Source organism: Brucella ciceri, assembly GCF_041930145.1.
In the GTDB taxonomy this organism is placed as follows: Bacteria; Pseudomonadota; Alphaproteobacteria; order Rhizobiales; family Rhizobiaceae; genus Brucella; species Brucella intermedia.
The window spans coordinates 369,939-391,316 of the sequence record NZ_JBHEEV010000001.1 but is presented as its reverse complement, the minus strand read 5'-3'; the positions used below and the strand labels follow the sequence as shown (position 1 = coordinate 391,316).

Here is a 21,378-nt window from a genome sequence, read left to right as displayed (position 1 = left end):
GATGCTGCACATGAGTATTACGGCACATCCCGACACAATCCTTATCATCGACTTTGGCAGCCAGGTCACGCAGCTGATTGCGCGTCGCGTGCGCGAGGCCAATGTCTATTGTGAAATCGTTCCTTTCCAGTCTGCTGAAGAGGCATTCAAACGGCTGAAGCCGAAAGGCGTCATCCTTTCAGGAAGCCCGCATTCGACGACCGACATCGGCTCGCCACGTGCGCCGCAGGCGGTTTTCGAGGCAGGTATTCCGGTTCTTGGCATCTGCTACGGCGAACAGACGATCTGCGCCCAACTGGGCGGCAAGGTGGAAAGTGGTCATGACCGCGAATTTGGTCGGGCTTTCCTGGATGTGCAGGAAGACAGCCCGCTTTTCGAAGGCATCTGGGCCAAGGGTACCCGTCACCAGGTTTGGATGAGCCACGGCGATCGGGTAACATCGCTGCCGGATGGTTTCACAATCATCGGTACGTCGCCGAACGCACCTTTTGCAGCCATCGCCGACGAAAAGCGCAAATATTACGGCGTGCAGTTCCATCCGGAAGTTGTGCATACGCCGGATGGCGCCAAGCTGTTGCAGAATTTCGTTCATCGTATCGTCGGTGTGAAGCCGGGCTGGACGATGGGCGCATACCGCGAACAGGCTGTCGAAGCGATCCGTAAGCAGGTCGGCAGCGGAAAGGTCATCTGCGCGCTTTCCGGTGGCGTGGATTCCTCTGTTGCAGCCCTTCTGGCCCACGAAGCCATTGGCGACCAGCTCACCTGCATTCTCGTCGACCACGGCCTGATGCGTAAGAACGAGGCGCAGCAGGTCGTTGAGATGTTCCGCGAACATTACAATCTGCCGCTGATCCTCGTGGATGCTTCCGACCGTTTCATCGGTGAACTGGAAGGCGAAACCGATCCGGAAAAGAAGCGCAAGACGATTGGACGCCTCTTCATCGAAGTATTCGAAGAAGAAGCCAAGAAGCTCGGCGGCGCAGATTTCCTGGTGCAGGGCACACTTTATCCGGACGTTATCGAAAGCGTTTCCTTTACCGGCGGACCTTCGGTCACGATCAAGTCGCACCACAATGTCGGCGGTTTGCCCGAGCGCATGAAGATGCAGTTGGTTGAGCCGCTGCGCGAACTGTTCAAGGATGAAGTGCGCCTGCTCGGCAAGGAACTGGGCCTGCCGGACAGCTTTATCGGTCGTCACCCGTTCCCTGGGCCGGGTCTTGCGATCCGCTGCCCCGGCGGCATCACGCGCGAAAAGCTGGAAATTCTGCGTGAAGCGGATGCGATCTATCTGGACGAAATCCGCAAGGCTGGCCTCTACGATGCCATCTGGCAGGCTTTCGCGGTTCTGCTGCCGGTTCAGACTGTCGGCGTGATGGGCGATGGCCGTACCTATGAATTCGTCTGCGCGCTGCGCGCTGTGACTTCCGTAGACGGCATGACCGCTGATTTCTATCACTACGACATGAACTTCCTTGGCAATGCGGCAACCCGCATAATCAACGAAGTGCGGGGCATCAACCGCGTCGTCTACGACGTGACGTCAAAGCCGCCGGGTACGATTGAGTGGGAATAATTCGCGCCTACCCAGACGCCGCCAATAGCCGCCTATCTCCCTCTATAACGCACTCAAAATAAACACTTTTCTTTCCGCCGTCTTTCGCCGTCAATCGCCGAGCCAGCCTCGCTATCGACGGCGGAGTTGACGGTATGGGTGTCTTGTGACATCGCGGAATTGCATATACCGTCATGGCTTAGAGAGCTTGTGACGGTATTTTTTTGCCCCTTATTCCATTGAGAATAAAGGAAAATTCGGCGACAGGATTGGTCGATTTTGGCCTGACGGTATTTTCAGGGGCTCTCTGGCGTTTTTTGAACGATCTAGGAGGGGCCGATGCTTACCGATGCGGCAATCAAAGCACTGAAGCCAAAGGACAAATTATACAAGGTCACTGACCGTGACGGTATGTATGTCGTCGTGAACCCGTCGGGCGCCGTCGTGTTCGGCTATGACTACCGTATGCACGGTCGACCCGAGACCTTGACCCTCGGCCGATACGGGCCAGCGGGCTGGCGTATTGGCTTCTCCTGTCCGAATGTTGGATCAGTCCCGGTTTTGGTTGCCGGATTGCAATAGCCTTCTTCAAAGCACAGATAGCCAGATCCTTTTTCATCCGATCGCGCGCTTCCCAGCCGATGATGCGACTAGAATAGAGATCGACAACGATTGCCAAGTACAGCCAGCCTTCTACCGTCCATATGTAACTGATATCGACACCCCATTTCTGATCCGGTCCGTCACAAGTGAAGTCCTGATCCAGAAGATTGGGAGCGACAGGCTCGCCATGATTGCTGTCCGTCGTGCGCTTGAAACGCGTCTTTTGTCGGGCTTTCAAACCATTTTGACGCATCAGTCGCGCTGTGCGGGGACGACCTGCCCGAATGCCCTCTTCGTTCAGCTCAACATGCATGCGAGGGCTGCCGTAAGGTTCGCGTGATAGTACAAACTGGTTACGAATGTGAGCCAGGATAATCATGTCATCAAGCTGGCGACGACTGGGTAAACGACGCTTCCATACATAATAGCCGCTGATGCTGACACCTGCGAAAGCACATAGCCGTGACAGAGACATATGGGCCTTCTCCGTGTCGATGAACGCAAACTTCATCGACTTGTCTCCCGCGCGAAAAAGGCCGTCGCTTTTTTTAATAATTCTCGTTCCTGTCGTAGAAGCTCATTCTTTTCGAAGACGGGCAAGCTCCTAGTTCATGTCCTCATGGGGCCAGAAAGCAAATCTTTCTCAGCAATATTACGCCGCCAACGGTCAAGTGTTGACTTGCCAATGCCAAGGTCCTTGGCGACCGATGAAATGCTTAGACCACTCGTCGTTAAAATACGAACGGCTTCGCGTTTGAACTCTTCTGTAAATTCTCGCCGCTTCAATTTTAAGTCTCCTGTCAGTCTTATCTAACAGAAGCCCTTCACCTTTGAAGGGGAAGTCCAGCATCTTCAATGCGGGCGGCGATGGGGCAGTGCCCCGACATGGGCCGGTGTTCTCTGCGCTCGGTAAGCTGTCTTTAGGGTTCTACGATAAGCCGAATGCCGCGCTGACCGCAGACGCCACGGAGAAGCTGAAGGGCTACACCCAGTTCTGGGGATAGCCGGAGAAGGGCATTGAAAACGTCCTGCTGAAACAGATGCCCATCCAGGTGGTCCGTCGGTTTCTTGATGAGGTAAAGAGCCGTTCGGACTATCCGCCGGTCGGCGCCTATGATCCGGCGGCCGGAGACGCCGATGTTCTCACGCTGGCCGGCAAGGTGCTGAAGGCGCGCAAGGGCGACGCTTATGGCTACGCCGCCATGCTGATCGCACAATGCCAGGACGCCAACGAACTGCCGGCGACAGTCCGTGAGATTTTGGAGACGATCCACAAGGCGCTGAGCGCGGTTCCGGAAGACATTGCTGTACCGTCACCGCCGCCAGATGACTTCGTGGACCTGCTCGAATGAAGGTCGATCTGTGCGACAAGCGTAAGGCAATCATCGCGCACGACGGGCACCTTCTGGTGTTAGGCGGTCCGGGTTCCGGAACAACCACCATCGCCTTGTTCAAAGCGCAGAAGCGGTTCGCCGAGTTGAAATCCGGTCAGGAAATCCTTTTCCTGAGTTGTTCGCGCGCGGCGATCCGCCAGGTTCTCGGCGTTGCAAGGAAATCCTGTCGCCAGCGGAACGACGCGCGGTGACGGTGCAAACCTATCACGCCTTCTGCATGGAAAAAGCGCACGGTCGCTTACTGAGCGGCAAACCCGTGCGCTTCCTCTACCCCGGCGATGAGAGGCTTCAGAAGTCATCTTTCGACGGCGATTGGAACTTGGAGCGCCAACGGCAGGCGGCCGAGTCTGGCCTTCATTGTTTCGATCTTTTCGCTGCCGGAACTGTCGAGTTGCTCGAACGCTGCGCCGCGTTGCGCGAGCTGATTGCCGACCGCTTTCCGATGATAATCGTCGATGAATTCCAGGACACGGACGACAATCAGTGGGGGATCGTACGGGCGCTGTTGGGCGTCACGAACGTTTTCTGTCTCGCCGATCCTGAGCAACGCATCTTTGATTATCGAGATGACATCGATCCACGGCGGCTCGACATTCTACGCGAGACGATTAAGGTCACGGAATTCGATCTCGGTGGCGAGAACCACCGTAGCCCGAACGCTGGCATCCTGAAGTTCGCCGATGCTGTGTTGAGAAACCAAAGTCCGTTAAGCTAACTTTGCGTGGGGCACGACTCGTCATAGGTGTGTACATGTGGGCAAGTTCAGATAATGCTTCATGATCAGAAGAGACCGAGGGGCCTCAACAAGCCTTCAAATGTATGTTGATGGTAATCTTTTATAACTCCTCGCTCAGCAGGAGGAATTTGATCTACAATAGAATTTTTCCTGTATACGCTGCTAGGGCTATAACCGAAATACGGTGTAAAGGTGCGGCTGAAATTGGCCGAGGATTTGATGCCAATCGCCAGTCCGATGTCTGCAATTTTCTGGCTACCCGCAGGATCTGCCAGCATGGCATGAGCAGTGAGAAGATGACGCCGGCGAAACAGTCGGCCGAGCGAACGAACTTCCATCATGCCCGGCTCATTTTGTGCAACATGGCCGTCCACTTCGGTCCAATTACGACCTGAGTGGAGGAGTGCGATGCGCCAATGATCAATCGGACTGAATCGAATCTTTTGAGCAAGGCATACAGGCATGTTATCAGCATTTGCCGGAAGCATCTTCCAAACGCGCGATATATGTGGTCACCGCGGGGAGATGCCCAGTTGGAAGCCTATTATCCGGGTGACGAATATCTCGATATCATCGGTCTGTCGGTGTTCGGCTACCAACCCTATGACAAGCTGGTTGTAGGGCGAGATACGACATTCGTCGAGCGCACCAAGCCGGGATATGATCGTGTGGCAGGTTTTGGCAAACCAGTTGCCATTGCCGAGCTCGGTTATGAAGGCAGTGACAGCTACGTACGGGATTGGGCGGCGGAAGCCAACAAGCCCCACGCCGAGTTTCCGGCCCTGACCGCCGTCATCTACTTTAACGACCGTGAAGTCTACCCATGGCCGCGTGGTGTCGGACGCCCGGACTGGCGCGTCGCAAACCATCCGCTCGATTGACCCGGGTAATTCAACCGGAGCGGCTTGTTATTTGTGAAAACGCCGCCGCTCCTTTCTTTGCATTCTTGCAGTTCCGCCAAGCCAGCTTGCCGGAACTGCTCGATCAACAGGAAGAAGAAAATGCTATTGAAGCATTTCGTCATTGCGAGCGCTGCGATGTTAGCGCTCTCGCTGGCAGGCAACGCCAGTGCAGCGCCAAAGCCAGCGACGGATAATACCGTCACCCAACTTGCGGCCGCCGCCTCACCGATGAAAGGCCCTGCGCTTGAAAAGCTCTATGCCGGCCGCACCTGGAAATGGAAAACCGGCGGCGGATTCTTTTCAAGCAAGAAAGCCCGCAGCTGGATCCTTTCTGGCGAACAGAAACAATTCTCCGCTTGGTCCGGCAAAGGCGCGGCCACAACCCATGCAACAGGCTATTGGTACGTGACCGATGGCGGAAAGCTCTGCTTGCGCGCGCTCTGGAGTAGCCAAGGCGACAGCAGCGGCGCAGTCACCTGCTTCCTGCACCGCGAGAAAAATGGCGTGGTCTACCAGAAACCCGCTCTTGGCGGAAAATGGTATGTCTTTGCGCACAATCCAGTTCGGAAAGACGATGAGATACGCAAACTGGTCAAAGGTGACCGGGTGGGCGCAGAAGTGGCGCGGCTGAAGGCTAATCGCCGGTAAAGAACGATAGTGCGGGAGGCTTCTTGAGGGTTGCTCGGGAGAAGGCTGTAAATCGCACCAACTCTGGCCTGTCGTTAATTCAAGAGATGTAAAGTTTCACGTAGAGGGCGAAAACGATGTTAAAGACCAACGAATTCCAACATTTTACATCACGTATCGGAAAGACCTGCATGGCAATCATGGCCGCGTCGGTGGGCGTGATGATGGCGTGGTCCTCAGCCGTGGCTGACGAATTAACCTGTAGCGCTCCGGAAAATGGCGAAGCGCGGGTCAGCCTGCGTTTGCCGGAGAATGCACGGCCAATGACCGCAGTGGAACTTCATGAACTCTACCGCGACAAGAGCTGGAAATGGTGCGATGGCGCCGCTTACATGCAGGACAAGGAGCGGATATTCAAGGGATGGGCAGGCTCGGGTGCCCGTGCTTCCTGGGCACTGGGACATTGGACCGTGGCCGACACCGGACGGATGTGCCTTGAGGCCGACTGGCATGCTCCAAACGGCACATCCAGCGACAGGACGTGTTTCGAGCACATGATCGATGGCCAGATGATCTACCAGAGGAAGGAACCCACCGGCGGCTGGTACGTGTTCAAGCATTCCGAACCGCAGGATGGTGATGAATTCGCCAAACTGGTCGCTGAGGACCTGGTTTCGGAGAAGCTGGAGAAACTCCGCAATCAATAATTGCGGGACATATTGAACGCAGAAAAAAGCTGCCGGACTTTCTGATCGGCAGCCTGCGATAAAAAGCCGGTCTGGCGGATGGTATCTGCCACCGGCAGCGCGTCTGCTCCTTGATACAACAGTCGCTATTTTCCCTTCCAGACAGGATCGCGCTTTTCGGCGAAAGCTCTGGCGCCTTCCAAATTATCCTCCGATCCATACAGAATGTCGACCGTCGCCAACTTGCGCCGCATGATGAGGTTCATCATGGTTTGGAAGTCCTCGCTTTCCGCGCGCCGGACTGTCTCCTTGATCGCGGCGTAAACGAGTGGAGGACCGGAGGCGAGCAGACGGGCAATTTCCCAGACACGTTCTTCGAGCTTCTCCTGAGGCAGGACCTCGTTGACGAAACCCCAGCGATGAGCTTCGTGAGCGTCGATCCAGCGGCCAGTCAGCAAAAGTTCCATGGCTATGTGGTATGGAATGCGTTTCGGAAGCCGGATACTTGCCGCGTCTGCAATGGTTCCGGAGCGAATTTCGGGAAGCGAAAAGGTTGAATGCTCCGAGGCATAGATCAGGTCACAGGACAGCGCCAGTTCGAAGCCGCCGCCCGCGGCCATGCCGCTGACACAGGCGATGACAGGTTTGTTCAGGTCTCGCAGTTCCTGGATGCCGCCGAAACCGCCAATTCCGTAGTCACCATCGATAGGCGCGCCTTCTGCCGCGGCTTTCAAATCCCAACCGGCAGAAAAGAAACGGTCGCCAGCGGTCTTGAGGATGGCGATACGCAATTCCGGGTCATCGCGGAAGGCTGCAAAAGTTTGACCCATCGCGCGCGATGTCGGCAAGTCGATGGCGTTGGCCTTGGGCCGATCCAGCGTAACTTCCAGAATAGCCCCGTCCCGGCGGGTTGTTATGGCGTCTTCGGCATGTGCGCTCATTTCATCTGCCTTTCCATACGGGATCGCGCTTTTCGACCGCTGCGCGCGGTCCTTCCAGTGCGTCTTCGCTTTCGATCAGCAATTTGAACAGCGGGAAATTACCGGCCCGCATGGCGGCGTAACTTTCGGCCAGACCCATATGTTCGGCCATACGCGCTGTCTGTTTGGCTGCGGCAACAGAAAGCGGTGCGGAGCGCAGGATACGGGCAGCGAGCGCACGGGCTGCGCTCATCAGCTCCGCCTGCGGCACCACGTCATTGACCAAACCCCAGCGGAGGCAGTCCTGCGCGCTAAAGCGCCGCCCTCCATAAAGAACTTCGTTCGCTATAACCTTGGGCAGGAGCTTGGGCAGAACGAATGAGCCGATATCCGGCAGAACCCCGAGCGAAGTTTCCGGCAGCCAGAATTGCGCGTGGTCGGCGGCAATGATGAAATCGGCAGTAAGGAGAATTTCGAAACCCGCGCCGATGGCATAACCGTTGACCGCGCAGATGATGGGCTTCTCCAATCCGGGCAATTCGGAAAAGCCATAGATTCCGCCCTGACCATAGTCGGCGATATAGCCATCTCCGCCGGTCGAAGCCGCTTCGTTCAGATCCCAGCCGGCGGAAAAAAACTTCTCGCCCCCACCTGTGAAAATAGCAACGCGCAGATCCGGGTCGTCGCGAAACATGGCGAAGGCATCGCCCAGCTTTCGGCTGGTTGGCTGGTCGATGGCATTGGCCTTTGGCCGGTCGAGCGTGATCTCCAATATCTGACCGTTGCGAACGGCCTTTACCTCGTCAGTCATCAAGCTCTCCTGTTGCGTATCAGGGCATCGACGGCGATTGCATTGTCCGCTGTGACAATGAGCGGGTTGATGTCGAGTTCCTCAAGTTTCCCTGCCTGTTCGAGCGCATAGTTGCCAACCAGCCACGCGGCCTCGACGGCGGCTTCGATATTGGCTTTTGGCCTGCCGCGAAAGCCGGTGAGAAGGGGGGCGGAGCGCAGGGTAAGAAGCGCCTCGCGGATTTCATCGCGGCTCGCAGGTAAGAGCAGCGACCGTGTATCGTTCCAAAGCTCAACCATCACGCCACCTGCGCCAATGGTCAGATAAAGCCCGAATTGCGGGTCGCGCGCGATGCCGATAATCAGTTCAGCCACACCACCCTGAACCATTTTCTCGACCAGAAAATCGCATTTCAAAGGGGCAAGCGAAAGGGCGGCAGCGCGTACTGCTTCGGCATTCGCCAGATTGAGGCACACCGCCGCCATTTCCGTTTTGTGAAGCAAGTTCTCACCCACCCCCTTGAGGACGACGGGGTAACCCAGCTTTTCGGCAAGGGCGACAGCATCGTCGATAGTCGATACTACGCCGCCCGTCGGGGTGATGAGGCCGATTTCGCGCAAGGCGGATTTCGATGACCACTCGTCCAATGCGGTGGCTGCAGATGGCGACGCCGGCGCTTGGTCAGCCAGCATTGGAGATTGCGGTTTCGACCAGATTTCGCCAATCCAGGCAGCATTGGCTGCTGCCGCAAGCGCAGTTGCAAGCCCCATCATCGGGGCTATTCCAGCTGCTATCAGACGTTCGGCGTGGGCTTCCGTCATATTCTCCGGCAAACTGGCAACCAGCGCAAAGCGACCGCCTCCAGCTTCGTGCGCCGCTATCGCCGCTTCGAGCGATGTTTCGCAACCATTGTCAACACAACGGTCCCCACGGGGGAAGTCGAGCACCAGTATGGTCAGACCGAAATTGCCATCGAGCATAGCGCGATAGGTCTCAGTCAGCGACGGCCCGTTTCCCCATGTAAAGGTGTGATAGTCGAGGGGGTTCGAGATGGTAACCATCTCGGGCAGGGTGGCGCGAAGCCTGTTTGCCTCGTCCGGCGCCAACGGTCTGAGATCGAGACCAGCGGCGCTTGCAAGATCGCCGACGAGTGAAGCTTCGCCGCCCGAACAGCTCATAGAGCCGAGGCTGTTGTCCGGTGAGGGGCCAAGCACATGAAGCAGCTTCAGCGTTTCGACAAATTCGTCGAGCGTTCCAACACGCAGGACGCCACATCGCGCAAAGAAAGCGTCGGCAAGCGTGTCGGCTCCAGCTAGCGATGCCGTGTGTGAGAGGGTCATCGCCTGTGCCGCGGCGGAAGTTCCGACCTTGATGGCGACAACCGGTTTTCTCATCTCACGTGCTCTGGCGAAAACACGTTCCAACCGTGAAATATTGTCGAAGCCTTCTATATGCAAACCTAGAACGGTAACCCGCGGGTCTTCGAGCGCGGCTTCCGCCAATTCGGAAAGACCGGTCTGTGCCTGATTTCCGGCTGTCAGCACATAGGCTATGGGAAGACCCCGACGCTGCATCGTAAGATTGATAGCTATATTGGACGATTGCACGACGATGGCGGCGCCGCTTTCCACCCTCTTGCCGCCATGCTGATCGGGCCACAGCAAGGCTCCATCAAGGTAGTTGATGAAGCCGTAGCAGTTGGGGCCGAGGATCGGCATTTCGCCTGCCGCCGCCAGCAGGGCCTGATTGCGTTCGGCGCCGTCGGATACTTCGTTGAAGCCAGATGCAAAGCACACCGCGCCGCCACTTCCTCGCGCCGAGAGCTGGCGAACAATTTCGATTGTTCCGTCGCGGTTGACGCCGATGAAGCTTACATCCGGTGCGCCGGGAAGGTCGGCGACAGATCGATAGCAGGGAATATCGTCGATAGTATCGCGGGTGGGGTGGACAGGCCAGAGTTCTCCCTCAAAGCCCATTTTGCGGCATTGCCTGAGCACAGCCGTAGACCATCCTCCGCCAAAGATGGCTATGGAACGGGGACGCAAGACACGAGACAGGTTCTTTTTGCTCACGGTCAGGCTCCGAGCGGGCGAAGGAGGTCGCGGGCGATGATATGGCGCTGGATTTCGCTTGTGCCGTCCCATATCCGCTCGACACGCGCATCACGCCAGAAGCGTTCCAGCGGGAGGTCGTCCATCAGGCCCATGCCTCCATGCACCTGAATGGCCCGATCGGTGACGCGAGCCAGCATTTCCGATGCGTAGACTTTCGCCGAGGCGATCTCGCGGTTTGCGGGCAATCCCTGATCGAGACGCCAGGCCGCTGCCAGCGTCAGCCAGTCGGCGGCATCGATTTCGGTGACGGAATCGGCAAGCTGGAAGCCGACGCCCTGAAAGCGACCGATGGGCTGGCCAAATTGCTTACGCTGGGCGGCGTAGTCGACCATCATGTCGAATACGCGGCGCGCGCGCCCCACCGCCATTGTCGCAACTGTTATGCGGGTAGCGTAAAGCCACTCATTCATGACCGCAAAGCCACCATCCACCTCTCCGAGCACCTGCGCATCGGGAAGACGGCAGTCGTCGAATTCAAGGATCATGTTCTTGTAGCCGCGATGGCTGACGGATTTGTAACCCTCGCGGATGGTGAAGCCCGGTGTTCCACGATCCACCAGAAAGGTCGTGATTTTCTTCTTCGTTCCGGCGGAGGACTGTTCCTCGCCCGTCGCCATGAAGACAATGACGAAGTCGGCGTGCTCGGCGCCGGAAATGAAATGCTTGGTGCCGTTCAGTACCCAGTCGTCACCATCGCGGCGCGCATTGGCTTTCATGCCCCGAATGTCGGAGCCGGCGTCAGGTTCTGTCATGGCAAGTGCATCCATCCTTTCGCCGCGCACCGCTGGCAGGAGATAGCGCTCGATCTGCTCACCCTTGCAGGCCATCAGGATATTTTGCGGGCGTCCGAAAAAATGGGTGAGCGCCATCGACCCGCGTCCCAGCTCGCGCTCCACCAGCGCGAACTCCAGATGGGAAAGTCCGGGGCCACCCGCCGATTCCGGGAAATTGCTGGCATAGAAGCCAAGTTCGATGGTCTTCCGCTTGATTTCGTCACCGATTTCCTCCGGCACGTAACCAAGCCGCTCGACGGTCGTTTCATGCGGATAAATCTCGTTCTCGACAAAGCTTCGAACTGTCGAGACGATCATTTCCTGTTCTTCAGTCAGTCCGAAATGCATAGCGTTCCTCCCAGTCGCTTTGCCAGACCGTCCCGGCCTATGGCGTCGTTATTTCTATAAGTGCGGGCCCCTCGACCGCCTGGGCGCGGTGAAGCGCACCGGCGAGTTGCGCAAGGTCGAGGGCGCCTGGATGAAGCGCATCCTGATTGTGTTGATTAGTCAGACGGATATGTTCCCCCGGGATGCCATAGGCCTGCGCGAGCTTGAGAAAATCGGGAGGTGTCGGGCGCACGCCCACGGGCTCGATACCCCGAGAAAGCATGTAATCTTCGATTTCCTGATAACCGTGATTGTTCCAGACGACGAAGATCACCGGCGCTTTTTCGTCTGCGGCAGTACCGAGGGTGCCGAGGCAGAACTGGAAACCGCCGTCTCCCACCAGGCAGACCACCGGTGTGTCGGCCTGCGCAAGACTGGCGCCCACTGCGGCCGGAGGACCAAATCCGAGCGCGCCGTACCCGGTCGAAGCATTGAACCAGCTTCGTGCGCCATCGGCCTCGAAGAAAAGGTTGCCAGCATAGGCGAGCTGCGTGGAATCCCCGACTATGATACTGCCGGGCAGCGCATCCCGAATGGTGTCCAGAACTCCGGTCAAAGCCTGCATCTTGGGTGAAAGGAAGTCGTATGCCGCAGCCTTGGCCGCCGTTGCGCGCTCCTTTCCGTCCTCACGTGGTGCCTGAGGAAGAAGCTGCAGAGCAGAGATGAGCTCTGCCGTTATTGGGGCGGCATCGCCCACGATCATCAGGCTAGCCGGGGCGCCGGTTGCCTCCGCATCCGGGTCGATGTCGATGCGGATCATTCTGGCAGGAGGCTCGAAACCTCCATCCACATACATATCGTAATCGGTCGGACCGAACTGGGTTCCTATCGCAATGACGAGATCGGCATCGGCGATCAGCTGGCGGATAGGCGGCAGGCTGGGGCTTGCCTGCACTACGAGCGGATGACGGCCAAGCAAACCACGGGCGTTCGTTGTGGTCACCACCGGGGCGTCGAGCATCTGCGAAAGGGTGGAAACCGCATCACCCGTCCGGTTGGCGCCTCCGCCTGCGAGGATCAAAGGACGGCGGGCTTCGGCGCAAAGTGTTGCGGCGGCTTTGATTTTTCCGACATTGGAACCCACAGCCGTAGCGGTCGCAGTTGCCGGGGACTTGCGCAAGTTTCCTTCAAACGGAGCTTCCATAAGGTCCGTCGGGATTTCAATATGGACAGGGCCCGGACGTCCGGATTTCATCCGGGCGAAGGCACGGCCAACCACTTCTGCAAGATCGCCGGGCTGTTCCAGTCGCTCTGACGACAGGGCGATTGTTCGCATGGTCGCGGACTGGTCGGGAAGCTCATGCAGGTGCCCCTTATATTGTCCAAGCGTGTGGCGCGCGTTGACGCCCGAGATGACGAGCATCGGTATGGAATCGGCTCGGGCCTGGGCCATCGGGGTTATCGCATTGGTGAGGCCCGGACCGGTAATCAGCAGGCAGACACCCGGCTTGCCCGAAACTCGCGCATAGCCATCTGCCATGAAGCCCGCATCCTGTTCGTCGCGCGGGGTAACATGCCGGATGCTCGATCCGGCAAGGCCACGATAAAGTTCGGCTGTGTGCACGCCCGGAATGCCAAATACTGTATCGACATCGTAAGCTTCCAGAAGGCGGATCAGCGCTTGTCCGACCGTTATTTCGCTGCTCATGAAACCAGACTTTCCGCTCTGTAGTTGAGGCTGCGGGCAAAACGGGCAATGCGGTCACATGCCTCGATTATGCTGACTTCAGGAACGGTGACGCTCATGCGGACCAGATTCTTCGCGACCTGACCGAAAGACGTGCCAGGCATCATCGAGACATAGTGTTCCTCAAGCAGCCGGCTGGCGAATTCCTCGCCATCGAGGCCAGTGCCGCCAATATCCAGCAGCACGAACATGCCCGCTTCCGGCATCAGGGGCTTGATCCCCGCAACGCCTTGCAAACGCTCTACGATCAGCTCGGACCGCGCCTGGTACTGCGCGCGCATGATTGAGGCTGTAGGCAGATCATGTGTCAGCGCATAGGCTGCCATGTCGGCAATGAACGGCTGTCCACCGAAGAGCATGGATTCAGAGAAAGGCAGCAATCTCTGGCAAAACTCCTCGGAACCGACTGCCCAGCCTGCACGAAAGCCGGGGGCCGCGTGTGACTTCGATATGGAGGAGACCACGATGGTGCGGTCAGCCATTTCAGGAAGGTCGAGCGGCGACGCAAATGCGGCGCCGAAAGTAAGCTCTTCATAGACCTCATCGCACACGATCCAGAGATCGTGCTTGCGGCAGACTTCGCTGATCGCAGCAATTTCGGGTTTTGTGAGAACCGCTCCGGTCGGATTGTGCGGGTTGTTGAGAAGCAATGCCCGGCAGCCGGGCGTGATTGCCGCTTCCAGTATTTCCGCTCGAAGATGAAAGCCATCTTCGGCCCGCAGTGGCACCGGGACGATATCGGCTCCCGGCGCCCGCACGACGCCTTCATAGGTCGCGTAATAGGGGTCGGGGACGAGAACCTTGTCGCCGCTCTCGACCAATCCTGTCAGAACGGCATAAAGCGCTGTTTGGGTTCCGGGAAAATAGAGGACATTACTGGTCGTGATGGCACGGCCGGTGCGCTTTGAATATTTTGCCGCCAGGGCCGCCAGCACCGCCGGTTCGCCGCGACCGCTGGAATAGCGTGTGCGTCCGGCGCGCATGGCATTATTGCAGGCTTCGAGCAGCGAGGCATCTGGGGCAACGTCAGGTTCGCCGATCGTAAATTCTATGACGGGATGGCCAAGCGCGCGCAGTTCCCTGCCTCGTGCATGGACCCGCCATTTGTCCGAACCCAGCCCTGAGAGTCTATCGGTGATGGAGGCGTAATGCATGTCATTCTCTCGGAAGTGGTGGCGCGTCAGGAAGCTCGATGCCGAGAAGAGCGCCGATTGAGCTTAGTCCGATGCCAATTTGCGTGGTTTCGTCGATTTCATCCGCGCTGAGACAGCCTTCGATCCAAAGGCCGTCAATCAGGGCGTTGACCGCGATGGCAAGGTTTCGGCACGATTGCGGGGCCGGTTCCCGGCCTTCTGCCGATAACACCTCGGCAATCAAGGTTTCCGTGGCCCGCCGGAAAGCCAGATACCCTTCGCGATGTTCGTGCTCCAGATCCGGATCAAGATGAACCTGGCTCACGAAAGTCGCCCAGAGCGAAAGCATCCGGGGATCGGCCACGGCTCCGCCAAGGCTGGCTGCGATGAACCGCGTCAGCCGGTCGTGAGGCGTGCCGCCGTCCGATTCCAGAACGCTCAATGCGGGCAGGGTCATCATTTCGATCATGCGCTGGTAGGCGGCGGCGATGAGATTGGCCTTCGATGCGAAATGATGGCGGATCAGGCCATTGCTCACGCCTGCACGCGCCGCAACTGCACGAACCGTTGTCGCCTGTATTCCGAGATCGGCAATGCAGTCGAGCGTTGCCTCTATCATGTCCGTGCGACGATCGAAGTCCGGCGCACGTCGAAACGATGCGGTCATCCTCTCCTCCCTCGATGTCTGACTATGCACTTGCGCAATACTTATTCAAGTGTATAGTCAACGTCAAGGGAACGGTTGGCCGCTTGTCGAGAAGTCGAAAGAACTCCGAAGTGGCTGATAATAAAGCAATATCCAGGTGGCTTGCGACAAACCGTAAAGGTGTCGGGCCAAGGGAGGTTTGTGCCGCATGAGTCAAGGCGAAGAGGCGATCTCCGTCGTCGACCTTCACAAGCGTTTCGGTGATCTCGAGGTGCTTAAAGGCGTTTCACTCAGGGCGCGCGAGGGCGATGTTATCGCCATTATTGGCGGATCGGGCTCCGGCAAATCGACATTTCTTCGCTGCATCAACATGCTGGAATTGCCGACATCGGGGGCGGTCACCATCCACGGTGAAACCATCGCCATGCGAAACACCGGCAATGGCGGCCAGATACCCGCGGACCGAAGGCAGATCGAGCGTATTCGCACGCGGCTTGGAATGGTCTTCCAGAGCTTCAATCTATGGCAGCACATGACCGTTCTGGAGAATGTGATCGAAGCGCCTGTGCATGTGCTGGGCGTGCCCAAGGCCGAAGCGACAGAGCGGGCCGAAGCGCTTTTAAGGCGCGTCGGACTTTACGAGAAGCGAGACGTCTATCCGGCTTTCATGTCCGGTGGCCAGCAGCAGCGTGCCGCGATTGCGCGGGCGCTGGCGATAGAGCCATTGGTGATGCTTTTCGACGAGCCGACATCCGCGCTGGACCCTGAACTGGTCGGCGAGGTTCTCACTGTTATCGGTGATCTGGCCAAGGAAAAGCGCACGATGATCCTGGTTACGCACGAGATGAAGTTCGCCCGCAAGGTCGCCAATCACATCGTTTTTCTGCACGATGGCAGGATTGAGGAAGAGGGACCTCCCGAAGAGGTCTTCGGGGCGCCCAAATCCGAGCGATTGAAGAAATTTATCAGTTCAACACACTGAAATGGGAATGGGAGGAGTACCAATGAAGTGTCTTTTAGCTAGTCTGTGCGTCGGTGTAGCATTTGCCCTTGCGGGCGTGGGGGCGGCAAGTGCTGAACAGGTGAAGCTCGGTATCGCAGCCGAACCTTATCCCCCTTTCACGGAACCGGACGCCACGGGAAAATGGCACGGCTGGGAAATCGATTTTGCGGATGCAGTCTGCAAAGAGGCCAAGCTTGATTGCGTGGTCACGCCGGTCGCCTGGGATGGCATCATTCCCGCACTCACCACCGGCAAGATCGACATGATCGTCGGCTCAATGTCGATGACGCCTGAACGTCTCAAGACGATCGATTTCTCGGACAAATATTATAATACACCGACGATTGTCATCGGCACCAAGGATCTCAAATTCGACGCGACGCCGGAGGGGTTGAAGGACAAGACGATTGGCGTGCAGGTTTCTACCATCCATCAGGCTTACGCGGTGAAGCATTTCGCGCCCGCCGGTGCCACGATCAAGGAGTATCAGACGCAGGACGAAGCCAACAACGACCTCACCGCCGGGCGCATCGATGCCGTGCAGGCGGACTCGCTGGCTCTGCGGACGTTCCTTGCGACGGATAACGGCAAGGCATGCTGCGAGGAAAAGGGAACCGTCGCTAAGGATGTTGAAGTTCTGGGGCCGGGCGTGGGCATCGGATTGCGCAAGGGCGATACGGAACTCAAGGACAAGCTGAACGCCGCGATCAAGACCATCCGCGCGAATGGAACCTACGATACCTTCACCAAAAAATATTTCGATTTCGACATTTACGGCCAGTGAGTTTCCTGGCCAGCCGGTATCTCTTCGGCTGGCCTCCCTGATTTCAGCATGAACGGAACTGCCCATGGATGCACCACTGATCAACTGGAGCCTGCTTGCTCTCAATCCGCCGGGTTGGGGAGGGGTGCTTCTGCAGGGTTTCTGGCACACGCTGCAAATTGCCGTTGGCGGTTATTCGCTCGGTCTGCTGATCGGCATGTTCGGTGCGCTGGGCAAGCTCTATGGCGGCCCGATCATTCGCGACCTTCTGGAAGTGTATACGACAGTGGTCCGCGCCGTGCCGGAACTGGTCCTGATCCTTATCCTGTACTACGCGGGCACCGACCTGTTGAACCAGCTGCTTGCTCTGTTTGGCCATGGCAAAGTCGATATCAGCGGGCTTGCGGCCGGCATTTTCGTCATCGGTGTCGTGCAGGGCGCATATTCGACGGAAGTCCTGCGCGGTGCGATCAAAGCGATCGCGCCCGGCCAGATCGAGGCGGCCCGCGCATTCGGCATGCCCCCGTCCAAGATGCTCAGACGCATCACGATACCGGCCATGCTGCCCTTCGCCATACCTGGCCTTGCCAATCTGTGGCTTATCTCAACCAAGGATACAGCACTTCTGGCGGTTGTCGGCTTTAGCGAACTGACGCTGGTGACGAGACAGGCAGCGGGCACGACCAAGCATTATCTGCTGTTCTTCATGGCGGCTGGCGTGCTGTACCTCGGGCTTACCCTGATTTCGAACGTCTTCATCGGCATTGTCGAGCGGCGCGCGCGCCGTGGTTTCGCACGGATTGACTGAGATGAGCACATCTTCAGCAGTATTGGAAAACCGGACATCCGCCAGAAACTGGCTCGAACCGCACCGCCTTGTGCTGATTGTCATCGCTATCGCACTGTTCACCTCGGCGGTGGTGTTTGGCCGCTGGGACTGGCTGCCGCAATACCTGCCCCGTCTGGGTTCCGGCATCGTGGTAACTCTGTTCATGCTGTTCGGGTCTGCAATTCTGGGGTTTATGCTGGCTCTGCCGCTGGGATTGCTTCAGGTGACTGGCCCATGGTGGTTGAGCTGGCCAGCGAAGGCGTTCTGCACCGTCATCCGGGGAACACCATTGCTGCTGCAGCTTTGGCTGCTCTATTACGGCCTTGGTTCGCTGTTCCCCTCCATTCCCGGCATTCGCGGCTCCTTTATCTGGCCTTATCTGCGCGAGGCATGGCCGTATGGACTTGCCGCGCTGACGATCTCTTTCGCGGCCTATGAGGGGGAGGTCATGCGCGGTGCGTTTGCCGGTGTGCCGTCCGGTGAGCTGCAGGCCGGTCGTGCATTCGGCATGTCGCCCTGGAAAGTGTTTCGCCGCATCTGGCTGCCGCGCGCGATCCATCGCGCCCTGCCGACACTGAACGGCGAAACGGTCCTTCAATTGAAAGCGACGCCGCTGGTAGCAACCATAACCGTCGTCGATGTCTACGGCGTCGTTTCGCGGGTGCGCCAGGAAACCTATCTCACTTATGAGCCGCTTCTGCTGCTGGCCTTGATCTACATGATATTGACCGCGGGTCTGGTCCTGGTCTTCCGGCGTCTCGAGAACCGAATTCCGACAAGAGGTGCTTGAATGCGCGATTTTTCAACTGCTATTCGCAACAACCTTCCAGAGCTGACAGCCTTGCGGCACGACCTTCATGCCCACCCCGAACTGGGACTCGAGGAGAAACGGACTTCCGATATCATTGCGCGGCAGCTCGAGGCTCTGGGATACAAGGTCACGCGAGGACTTGCGAAAACCGGGGTCATCGGGACTTTGACGAATGGATCGGGCCGGAAGTCGGTCGGCATTCGTGCCGATATCGACGCGCTTCCCATTCATGAGCAGACAAATCTGCCCTATTCCAGCAAGTCCCCGGGTCTGATGCATGCCTGTGGACATGATGGCCATACGACCATGTTGCTCGGTGCTGCCAAGGCTCTGGCTGAGCGGCGCAATTTCGACGGAACCATTCATCTGATTTTCCAGCCGGCGGAAGAGAATTTCGGCGGCGCCAAGATCATGATAGACGAAGGATTGTTCGACCGTTTTCCTTGTGATGCTGTTTTTGCCCTTCACAACGATCCCGGCATTCCCCTCGGCAAGTTTGCCTTCCGCGATGGGCCGATCATGGCTGCGGTCGATGAGGCGTTTATCAGGGTGAACGGCTACGGCGGTCACGGTTCGGAACCGGAAAAAACTGCCGATCCCATAACAGCGGGGGCTTCGATTGTGATGGCCCTGCAGACCATCAAGTCGCGTAACGTGCCAGCGCTCGATCCGGCAGTTGTGACGGTTGCCGCATTCCATGGTGGTTCGGCCAGCAATATCATTCCGTCGACGGCAGAAATCGTCGTCGGTATTCGCACTTTTTCGCCCACCATCCGCGATCAGATCGAGCAACGCATCAAACGTGTTGCAGCGCATCAGGCAGAGAGCTTCGGACTAACTGCTGAAGTGGAGTATCTGCGCAGTTATGATGCGACGATCAACCATACCGCGGAAACTGATTTCGCACGCTCCCTGGCGGTGAAGTCGTTTGGCGCGACGAACGTGATCGATCTGGAGCGTCCTTTCATGGGCAGCGAGGATTTTGCCTATATGCTCCGTGAGCGACCCGGAACCTACTTCTTTGTGGGGGGCGGCAAGGGCGAGAACGATTTCCAGCTCCACCACCCGTCTTACGATTTCAACGATGATCTGATCCCCATCGGCGCGGCCTTCTGGACCGAGCTTGCTGAAGCCTATCTCAAACCCGAGTGATTTCCATGACCGCCGTTTATCAATTCAATGCAGCTATCGTCCGCACGCCGGGACGATCCGTCGTCAATGGTTTGCGCGCCGATGACAGGGGTAATCCGACCTACGAAGGTGTCAGGGAAGAACACGAAGCCTATGTGCAGGCGTTGCGAAACGCTGGTGTCGAGGTGACGGTTCTGCCGCCGATGGAGGATTTTCCGGATTCGATATTTGTAGAAGATCCGGCGCTGGTGTTCCACGAAGGCGCAGTTCTGCTGCGTCCTGGCGCACCATCGCGCATGGGTGAGACGGCTGAAATCGAACCGGTTCTGCGTTCGCTCTTTGAGAATGTCGTGTCGCTCCCTTCGCCCGGTTTTGCCGATGGCGGTGATGTGCTGGTGACGCCCAAGGTGGTGATGATCGGCCTGTCGGCGCGTACCGACAAGAGTGGCGCCGAAGGGCTTCGGGCTGCACTGGCAGCGCTCGGACACGCCGCCGAAATTGTAGAGACGCCCAAGGGTGTACTGCACTTCAAGACCGACTGTTCGCTGCTGGACGAGGAGACGGTGCTTGCGACGCACAGGCTGGCGGGCTCCGGCTTCTTTCGAGGCATGCGTGAAATTGTGACGCCGGAAGGTGAAGAGGCAGCCGCCAATGCGCTTCGGGTCAACGATGTCGTTTTCGTCGGCGCGGACTATCCCCGCACGATCGATAAGCTTGATAAGGAGGGATATAAGGTTGTTGCCCTCAAGACAGGCGAAATCGGGCGGATCGATGCAGGCCTGTCATGCATGTCGCTCAGATGGCGGCGATAGTCAAAAAAAGGTTCTAAAAATGGATCGGCGCGGTAATTCCGCGCCGATTTTCGTTTGATGTTGCTTCAGGCCCGACGCCTCTACGATGACGCGTTCAACGCACGAGAGAACGTTTGAAGCGAGCTTCGAGTTTCGCCTGGCCATATTCCAGAACGACGGACAGGGCCCAGTAGATCATCGATGCGGTTATGAGCATTTCGATGTGCCGGAACTCGGTCTGGCCTTGTGTGCGGGCAAGATACATGAGTTCCCATACGCCGATGACGGAGACCAGCGACGAGTCTTTCAGCATGGCGATGAACTGGTTGCCCGTTGGCGGAATGATGATGCGCATCGCCTGAGGAAGAATGACCAGCCACATTGTTTGTGATGGTCCGAGGCCCAAGGCCGCGGCACCTTCCTGCTGTCCGCGCGGGATGCTTTCGATGCCGGCACGAAAGATTTCCGTCATGTAAGCGCCATAGCACAGGGACAGCGCCAGAATACCGGCGGGAATCGGCCCGATGACATAACCCACCTGCGGCAAGCCCAGGTAAATAATGTAAATCTGCATCAGCAATGGCAGGCCGCGGAAGAGCGATGTGTAGAACGTCGCCAGACCGTAGACCAGACCGTTCTTGGAGAGTTTGGCCACGGCGCCGATGAGCGCCAGAACGGTTGCGAAGAAGATGGAGGCGGTGGAAATATAAAGCGTCGTGACGACGCCCTGACTGATGAGAAATCCGATCTTTCTGGCGATGAATTCAAACGAGAGATTGAATGAATAAAAGAAGATCATCAGCAGCAGGAACAGTTCCGTCCAAATGGCGATGATCTGTGCCCAACGCGGAAAAAGTCTCAGAAAGCTCCAATTGGCGAAGATTATGAGACTGAGCAGAACGGAGGAAAGCAACGTCGCCTTGGTGAAACCCGCCTTCGCGACTTTGGGGTCGATCCCCAGCCAGTTTGTTATGCCCGAGAACCGGACATTCATGAAACAGAAGAGCGCTGTCAGGATAACAAAAAACGCTACCTGAACAGTCCGTTTAGCGGCCTCTGGCCGTGTCAGAAAAAACCTCCCGAGCATATTCTCTCCCCTG

General features: G+C 57.6%; 21 protein-coding genes and 3 pseudogenes. 14 read left to right on the top strand and 10 right to left on the bottom strand.

The annotated features are described in order from the left end of the window. Positions 1-10: 10 nt before the first annotated feature. Both guaA and JNC63_RS01755 read left to right on the top strand, forming a co-directional pair. Complete coding sequence (guaA, locus tag JNC63_RS01760; RefSeq protein WP_006472762.1) at positions 11-1,573, top strand: glutamine-hydrolyzing GMP synthase; 1,563 nt, start codon at positions 11-13, stop codon at positions 1,571-1,573. 318 nt (positions 1,574-1,891) lie between these two features. Beyond that, positions 1,892-2,068 (top strand): annotated as a pseudogene (locus JNC63_RS01755) (Arm DNA-binding domain-containing protein); the annotation flags it as partial. Here JNC63_RS01755 and JNC63_RS01750 read toward each other — a convergent pair. Continuing rightward, positions 2,067-2,959: pseudogene (locus tag JNC63_RS01750) on the bottom strand (IS3 family transposase); the annotation flags it as partial. The pseudogenes JNC63_RS01755 and JNC63_RS01750 overlap by 2 nt on opposite strands. 236 nt (positions 2,960-3,195) lie before the next feature. On the opposite strand from JNC63_RS01750, the gene JNC63_RS01745 reads away from it, so the two are divergent. The 3 genes from JNC63_RS01745 to JNC63_RS01735 are packed head-to-tail and all read left to right on the top strand — an operon-like array spanning position 3,196 to position 4,264. Further along, on the top strand, positions 3,196-3,507 hold the full coding sequence (locus tag JNC63_RS01745; protein WP_021588156.1) for a hypothetical protein: 312 nt from the start codon (positions 3,196-3,198) through the stop codon (positions 3,505-3,507). Next, entirely contained in the window at positions 3,504-3,740 is a 237-nt protein-coding gene (locus JNC63_RS01740; protein ID WP_021588155.1) for a DEAD/DEAH box helicase family protein, read from the top strand. Before JNC63_RS01745 ends, JNC63_RS01740 begins: the two co-directional genes overlap by 4 nt. Further along, positions 3,737-4,264, top strand: coding sequence for a UvrD-helicase domain-containing protein (locus tag JNC63_RS01735; RefSeq protein ID WP_021588154.1), 528 nt, complete (start codon positions 3,737-3,739; stop codon positions 4,262-4,264). The genes JNC63_RS01740 and JNC63_RS01735 overlap by 4 nt, the downstream gene beginning before the upstream one ends. Before the next feature lie 65 nt (positions 4,265-4,329). Here the strand turns inward: JNC63_RS01735 and JNC63_RS01730 are convergent, their stop codons facing one another. Continuing rightward, on the bottom strand, positions 4,330-4,773 hold the full coding sequence (locus tag JNC63_RS01730; protein WP_112669425.1) for an AraC family transcriptional regulator: 444 nt from the start codon (positions 4,771-4,773) through the stop codon (positions 4,330-4,332). Between JNC63_RS01730 and JNC63_RS01725 the strand changes: the two are divergent. The 3 genes and pseudogenes from JNC63_RS01725 to JNC63_RS01715 form a co-directional block, all read left to right on the top strand. After that, positions 4,735-5,166: pseudogene (locus tag JNC63_RS01725) on the top strand (glycosyl hydrolase); the annotation flags it as partial. The gene JNC63_RS01730 and the pseudogene JNC63_RS01725 sit on opposite strands and share 39 nt — an antisense overlap. Before the next feature lie 120 nt (positions 5,167-5,286). Beyond that, positions 5,287-5,835 (top strand): DUF995 domain-containing protein, encoded by a 549-nt coding sequence (locus JNC63_RS01720; RefSeq protein ID WP_006468532.1) that lies wholly within the window; start codon positions 5,287-5,289, stop codon positions 5,833-5,835. Between the two features lie 116 nt (positions 5,836-5,951). Continuing rightward, positions 5,952-6,521 (top strand): DUF995 domain-containing protein, encoded by a 570-nt coding sequence (locus JNC63_RS01715; RefSeq protein ID WP_006468533.1) that lies wholly within the window; start codon positions 5,952-5,954, stop codon positions 6,519-6,521. A 125-nt stretch (positions 6,522-6,646) separates the two neighbouring features. Here the strand turns inward: JNC63_RS01715 and JNC63_RS01710 are convergent, their stop codons facing one another. Genes JNC63_RS01710 through JNC63_RS01680 form a run of 7 tightly spaced genes read right to left on the bottom strand, consistent with a single transcriptional unit; the run spans position 6,647 to position 14,971 of the window. After that, a complete protein-coding gene (locus JNC63_RS01710; protein WP_021588151.1) occupies positions 6,647-7,441 on the bottom strand; it encodes a carnitinyl-CoA dehydratase in 795 nt (264 codons plus the stop codon). 1 nt (position 7,442) lies between these two features. Then, entirely contained in the window at positions 7,443-8,231 is a 789-nt protein-coding gene (locus JNC63_RS01705; protein ID WP_006472212.1) for an enoyl-CoA hydratase-related protein, read from the bottom strand. Continuing rightward, positions 8,231-10,288: an acetate--CoA ligase family protein gene (locus JNC63_RS01700; RefSeq protein ID WP_025092074.1), complete on the bottom strand. Its 2,058-nt coding sequence runs from the start codon at positions 10,286-10,288 to the stop codon at positions 8,231-8,233. Before JNC63_RS01700 ends, JNC63_RS01705 begins: the two co-directional genes overlap by 1 nt. Beyond that, positions 10,285-11,445 (bottom strand): acyl-CoA dehydrogenase family protein, encoded by a 1,161-nt coding sequence (locus JNC63_RS01695; protein ID WP_006468536.1) that lies wholly within the window; start codon positions 11,443-11,445, stop codon positions 10,285-10,287. Before JNC63_RS01695 ends, JNC63_RS01700 begins: the two co-directional genes overlap by 4 nt. Positions 11,446-11,482: 37 nt before the next feature. Further along, positions 11,483-13,132 (bottom strand): 5-guanidino-2-oxopentanoate decarboxylase, encoded by a 1,650-nt coding sequence (locus tag JNC63_RS01690; RefSeq protein WP_021588149.1) that lies wholly within the window; start codon positions 13,130-13,132, stop codon positions 11,483-11,485. Continuing rightward, a complete protein-coding gene (locus tag JNC63_RS01685; RefSeq protein WP_021588148.1) occupies positions 13,129-14,325 on the bottom strand; it encodes a pyridoxal phosphate-dependent aminotransferase in 1,197 nt (398 codons plus the stop codon). The genes JNC63_RS01690 and JNC63_RS01685 overlap by 4 nt, the downstream gene beginning before the upstream one ends. A gap of 1 nt (position 14,326) precedes the next feature. After that, on the bottom strand, positions 14,327-14,971 hold the full coding sequence (locus JNC63_RS01680) for a TetR family transcriptional regulator C-terminal domain-containing protein (protein ID WP_021588147.1): 645 nt from the start codon (positions 14,969-14,971) through the stop codon (positions 14,327-14,329). A 187-nt stretch (positions 14,972-15,158) separates the two neighbouring features. Between JNC63_RS01680 and JNC63_RS01675 the strand changes: the two genes are divergently transcribed. The 6 genes from JNC63_RS01675 to JNC63_RS01650 all read left to right on the top strand — a co-directional run bounded on the left by JNC63_RS01675 (position 15,159) and on the right by JNC63_RS01650 (position 20,299). After that, complete coding sequence (locus JNC63_RS01675; protein ID WP_021588146.1) at positions 15,159-15,932, top strand: ABC transporter ATP-binding protein; 774 nt, start codon at positions 15,159-15,161, stop codon at positions 15,930-15,932. A gap of 22 nt (positions 15,933-15,954) precedes the next feature. Continuing rightward, positions 15,955-16,737, top strand: a complete 783-nt coding sequence (locus JNC63_RS01670) for a transporter substrate-binding domain-containing protein (protein ID WP_021588145.1) — start codon at positions 15,955-15,957, stop codon at positions 16,735-16,737. 64 nt (positions 16,738-16,801) lie between these two features. Then, on the top strand, positions 16,802-17,524 hold the full coding sequence (locus JNC63_RS01665) for an ABC transporter permease (protein ID WP_021588144.1): 723 nt from the start codon (positions 16,802-16,804) through the stop codon (positions 17,522-17,524). Position 17,525: 1 nt separating this feature from the next. Next, on the top strand, positions 17,526-18,335 hold the full coding sequence (locus JNC63_RS01660; protein WP_051556979.1) for an ABC transporter permease: 810 nt from the start codon (positions 17,526-17,528) through the stop codon (positions 18,333-18,335). After that, on the top strand, positions 18,336-19,508 hold the full coding sequence (locus JNC63_RS01655; protein ID WP_021588142.1) for a M20 aminoacylase family protein: 1,173 nt from the start codon (positions 18,336-18,338) through the stop codon (positions 19,506-19,508). Positions 19,509-19,513: 5 nt separating this feature from the next. Continuing rightward, positions 19,514-20,299 (top strand): arginine deiminase family protein, encoded by a 786-nt coding sequence (locus JNC63_RS01650; RefSeq protein WP_025092071.1) that lies wholly within the window; start codon positions 19,514-19,516, stop codon positions 20,297-20,299. Positions 20,300-20,393: 94 nt separating this feature from the next. Here the strand turns inward: JNC63_RS01650 and JNC63_RS01645 are convergent, their stop codons facing one another. Then, positions 20,394-21,365, bottom strand: a complete 972-nt coding sequence (locus tag JNC63_RS01645) for an amino acid ABC transporter permease (protein ID WP_021588140.1) — start codon at positions 21,363-21,365, stop codon at positions 20,394-20,396. Between the last annotated feature and the right edge of the window lie 13 nt (positions 21,366-21,378).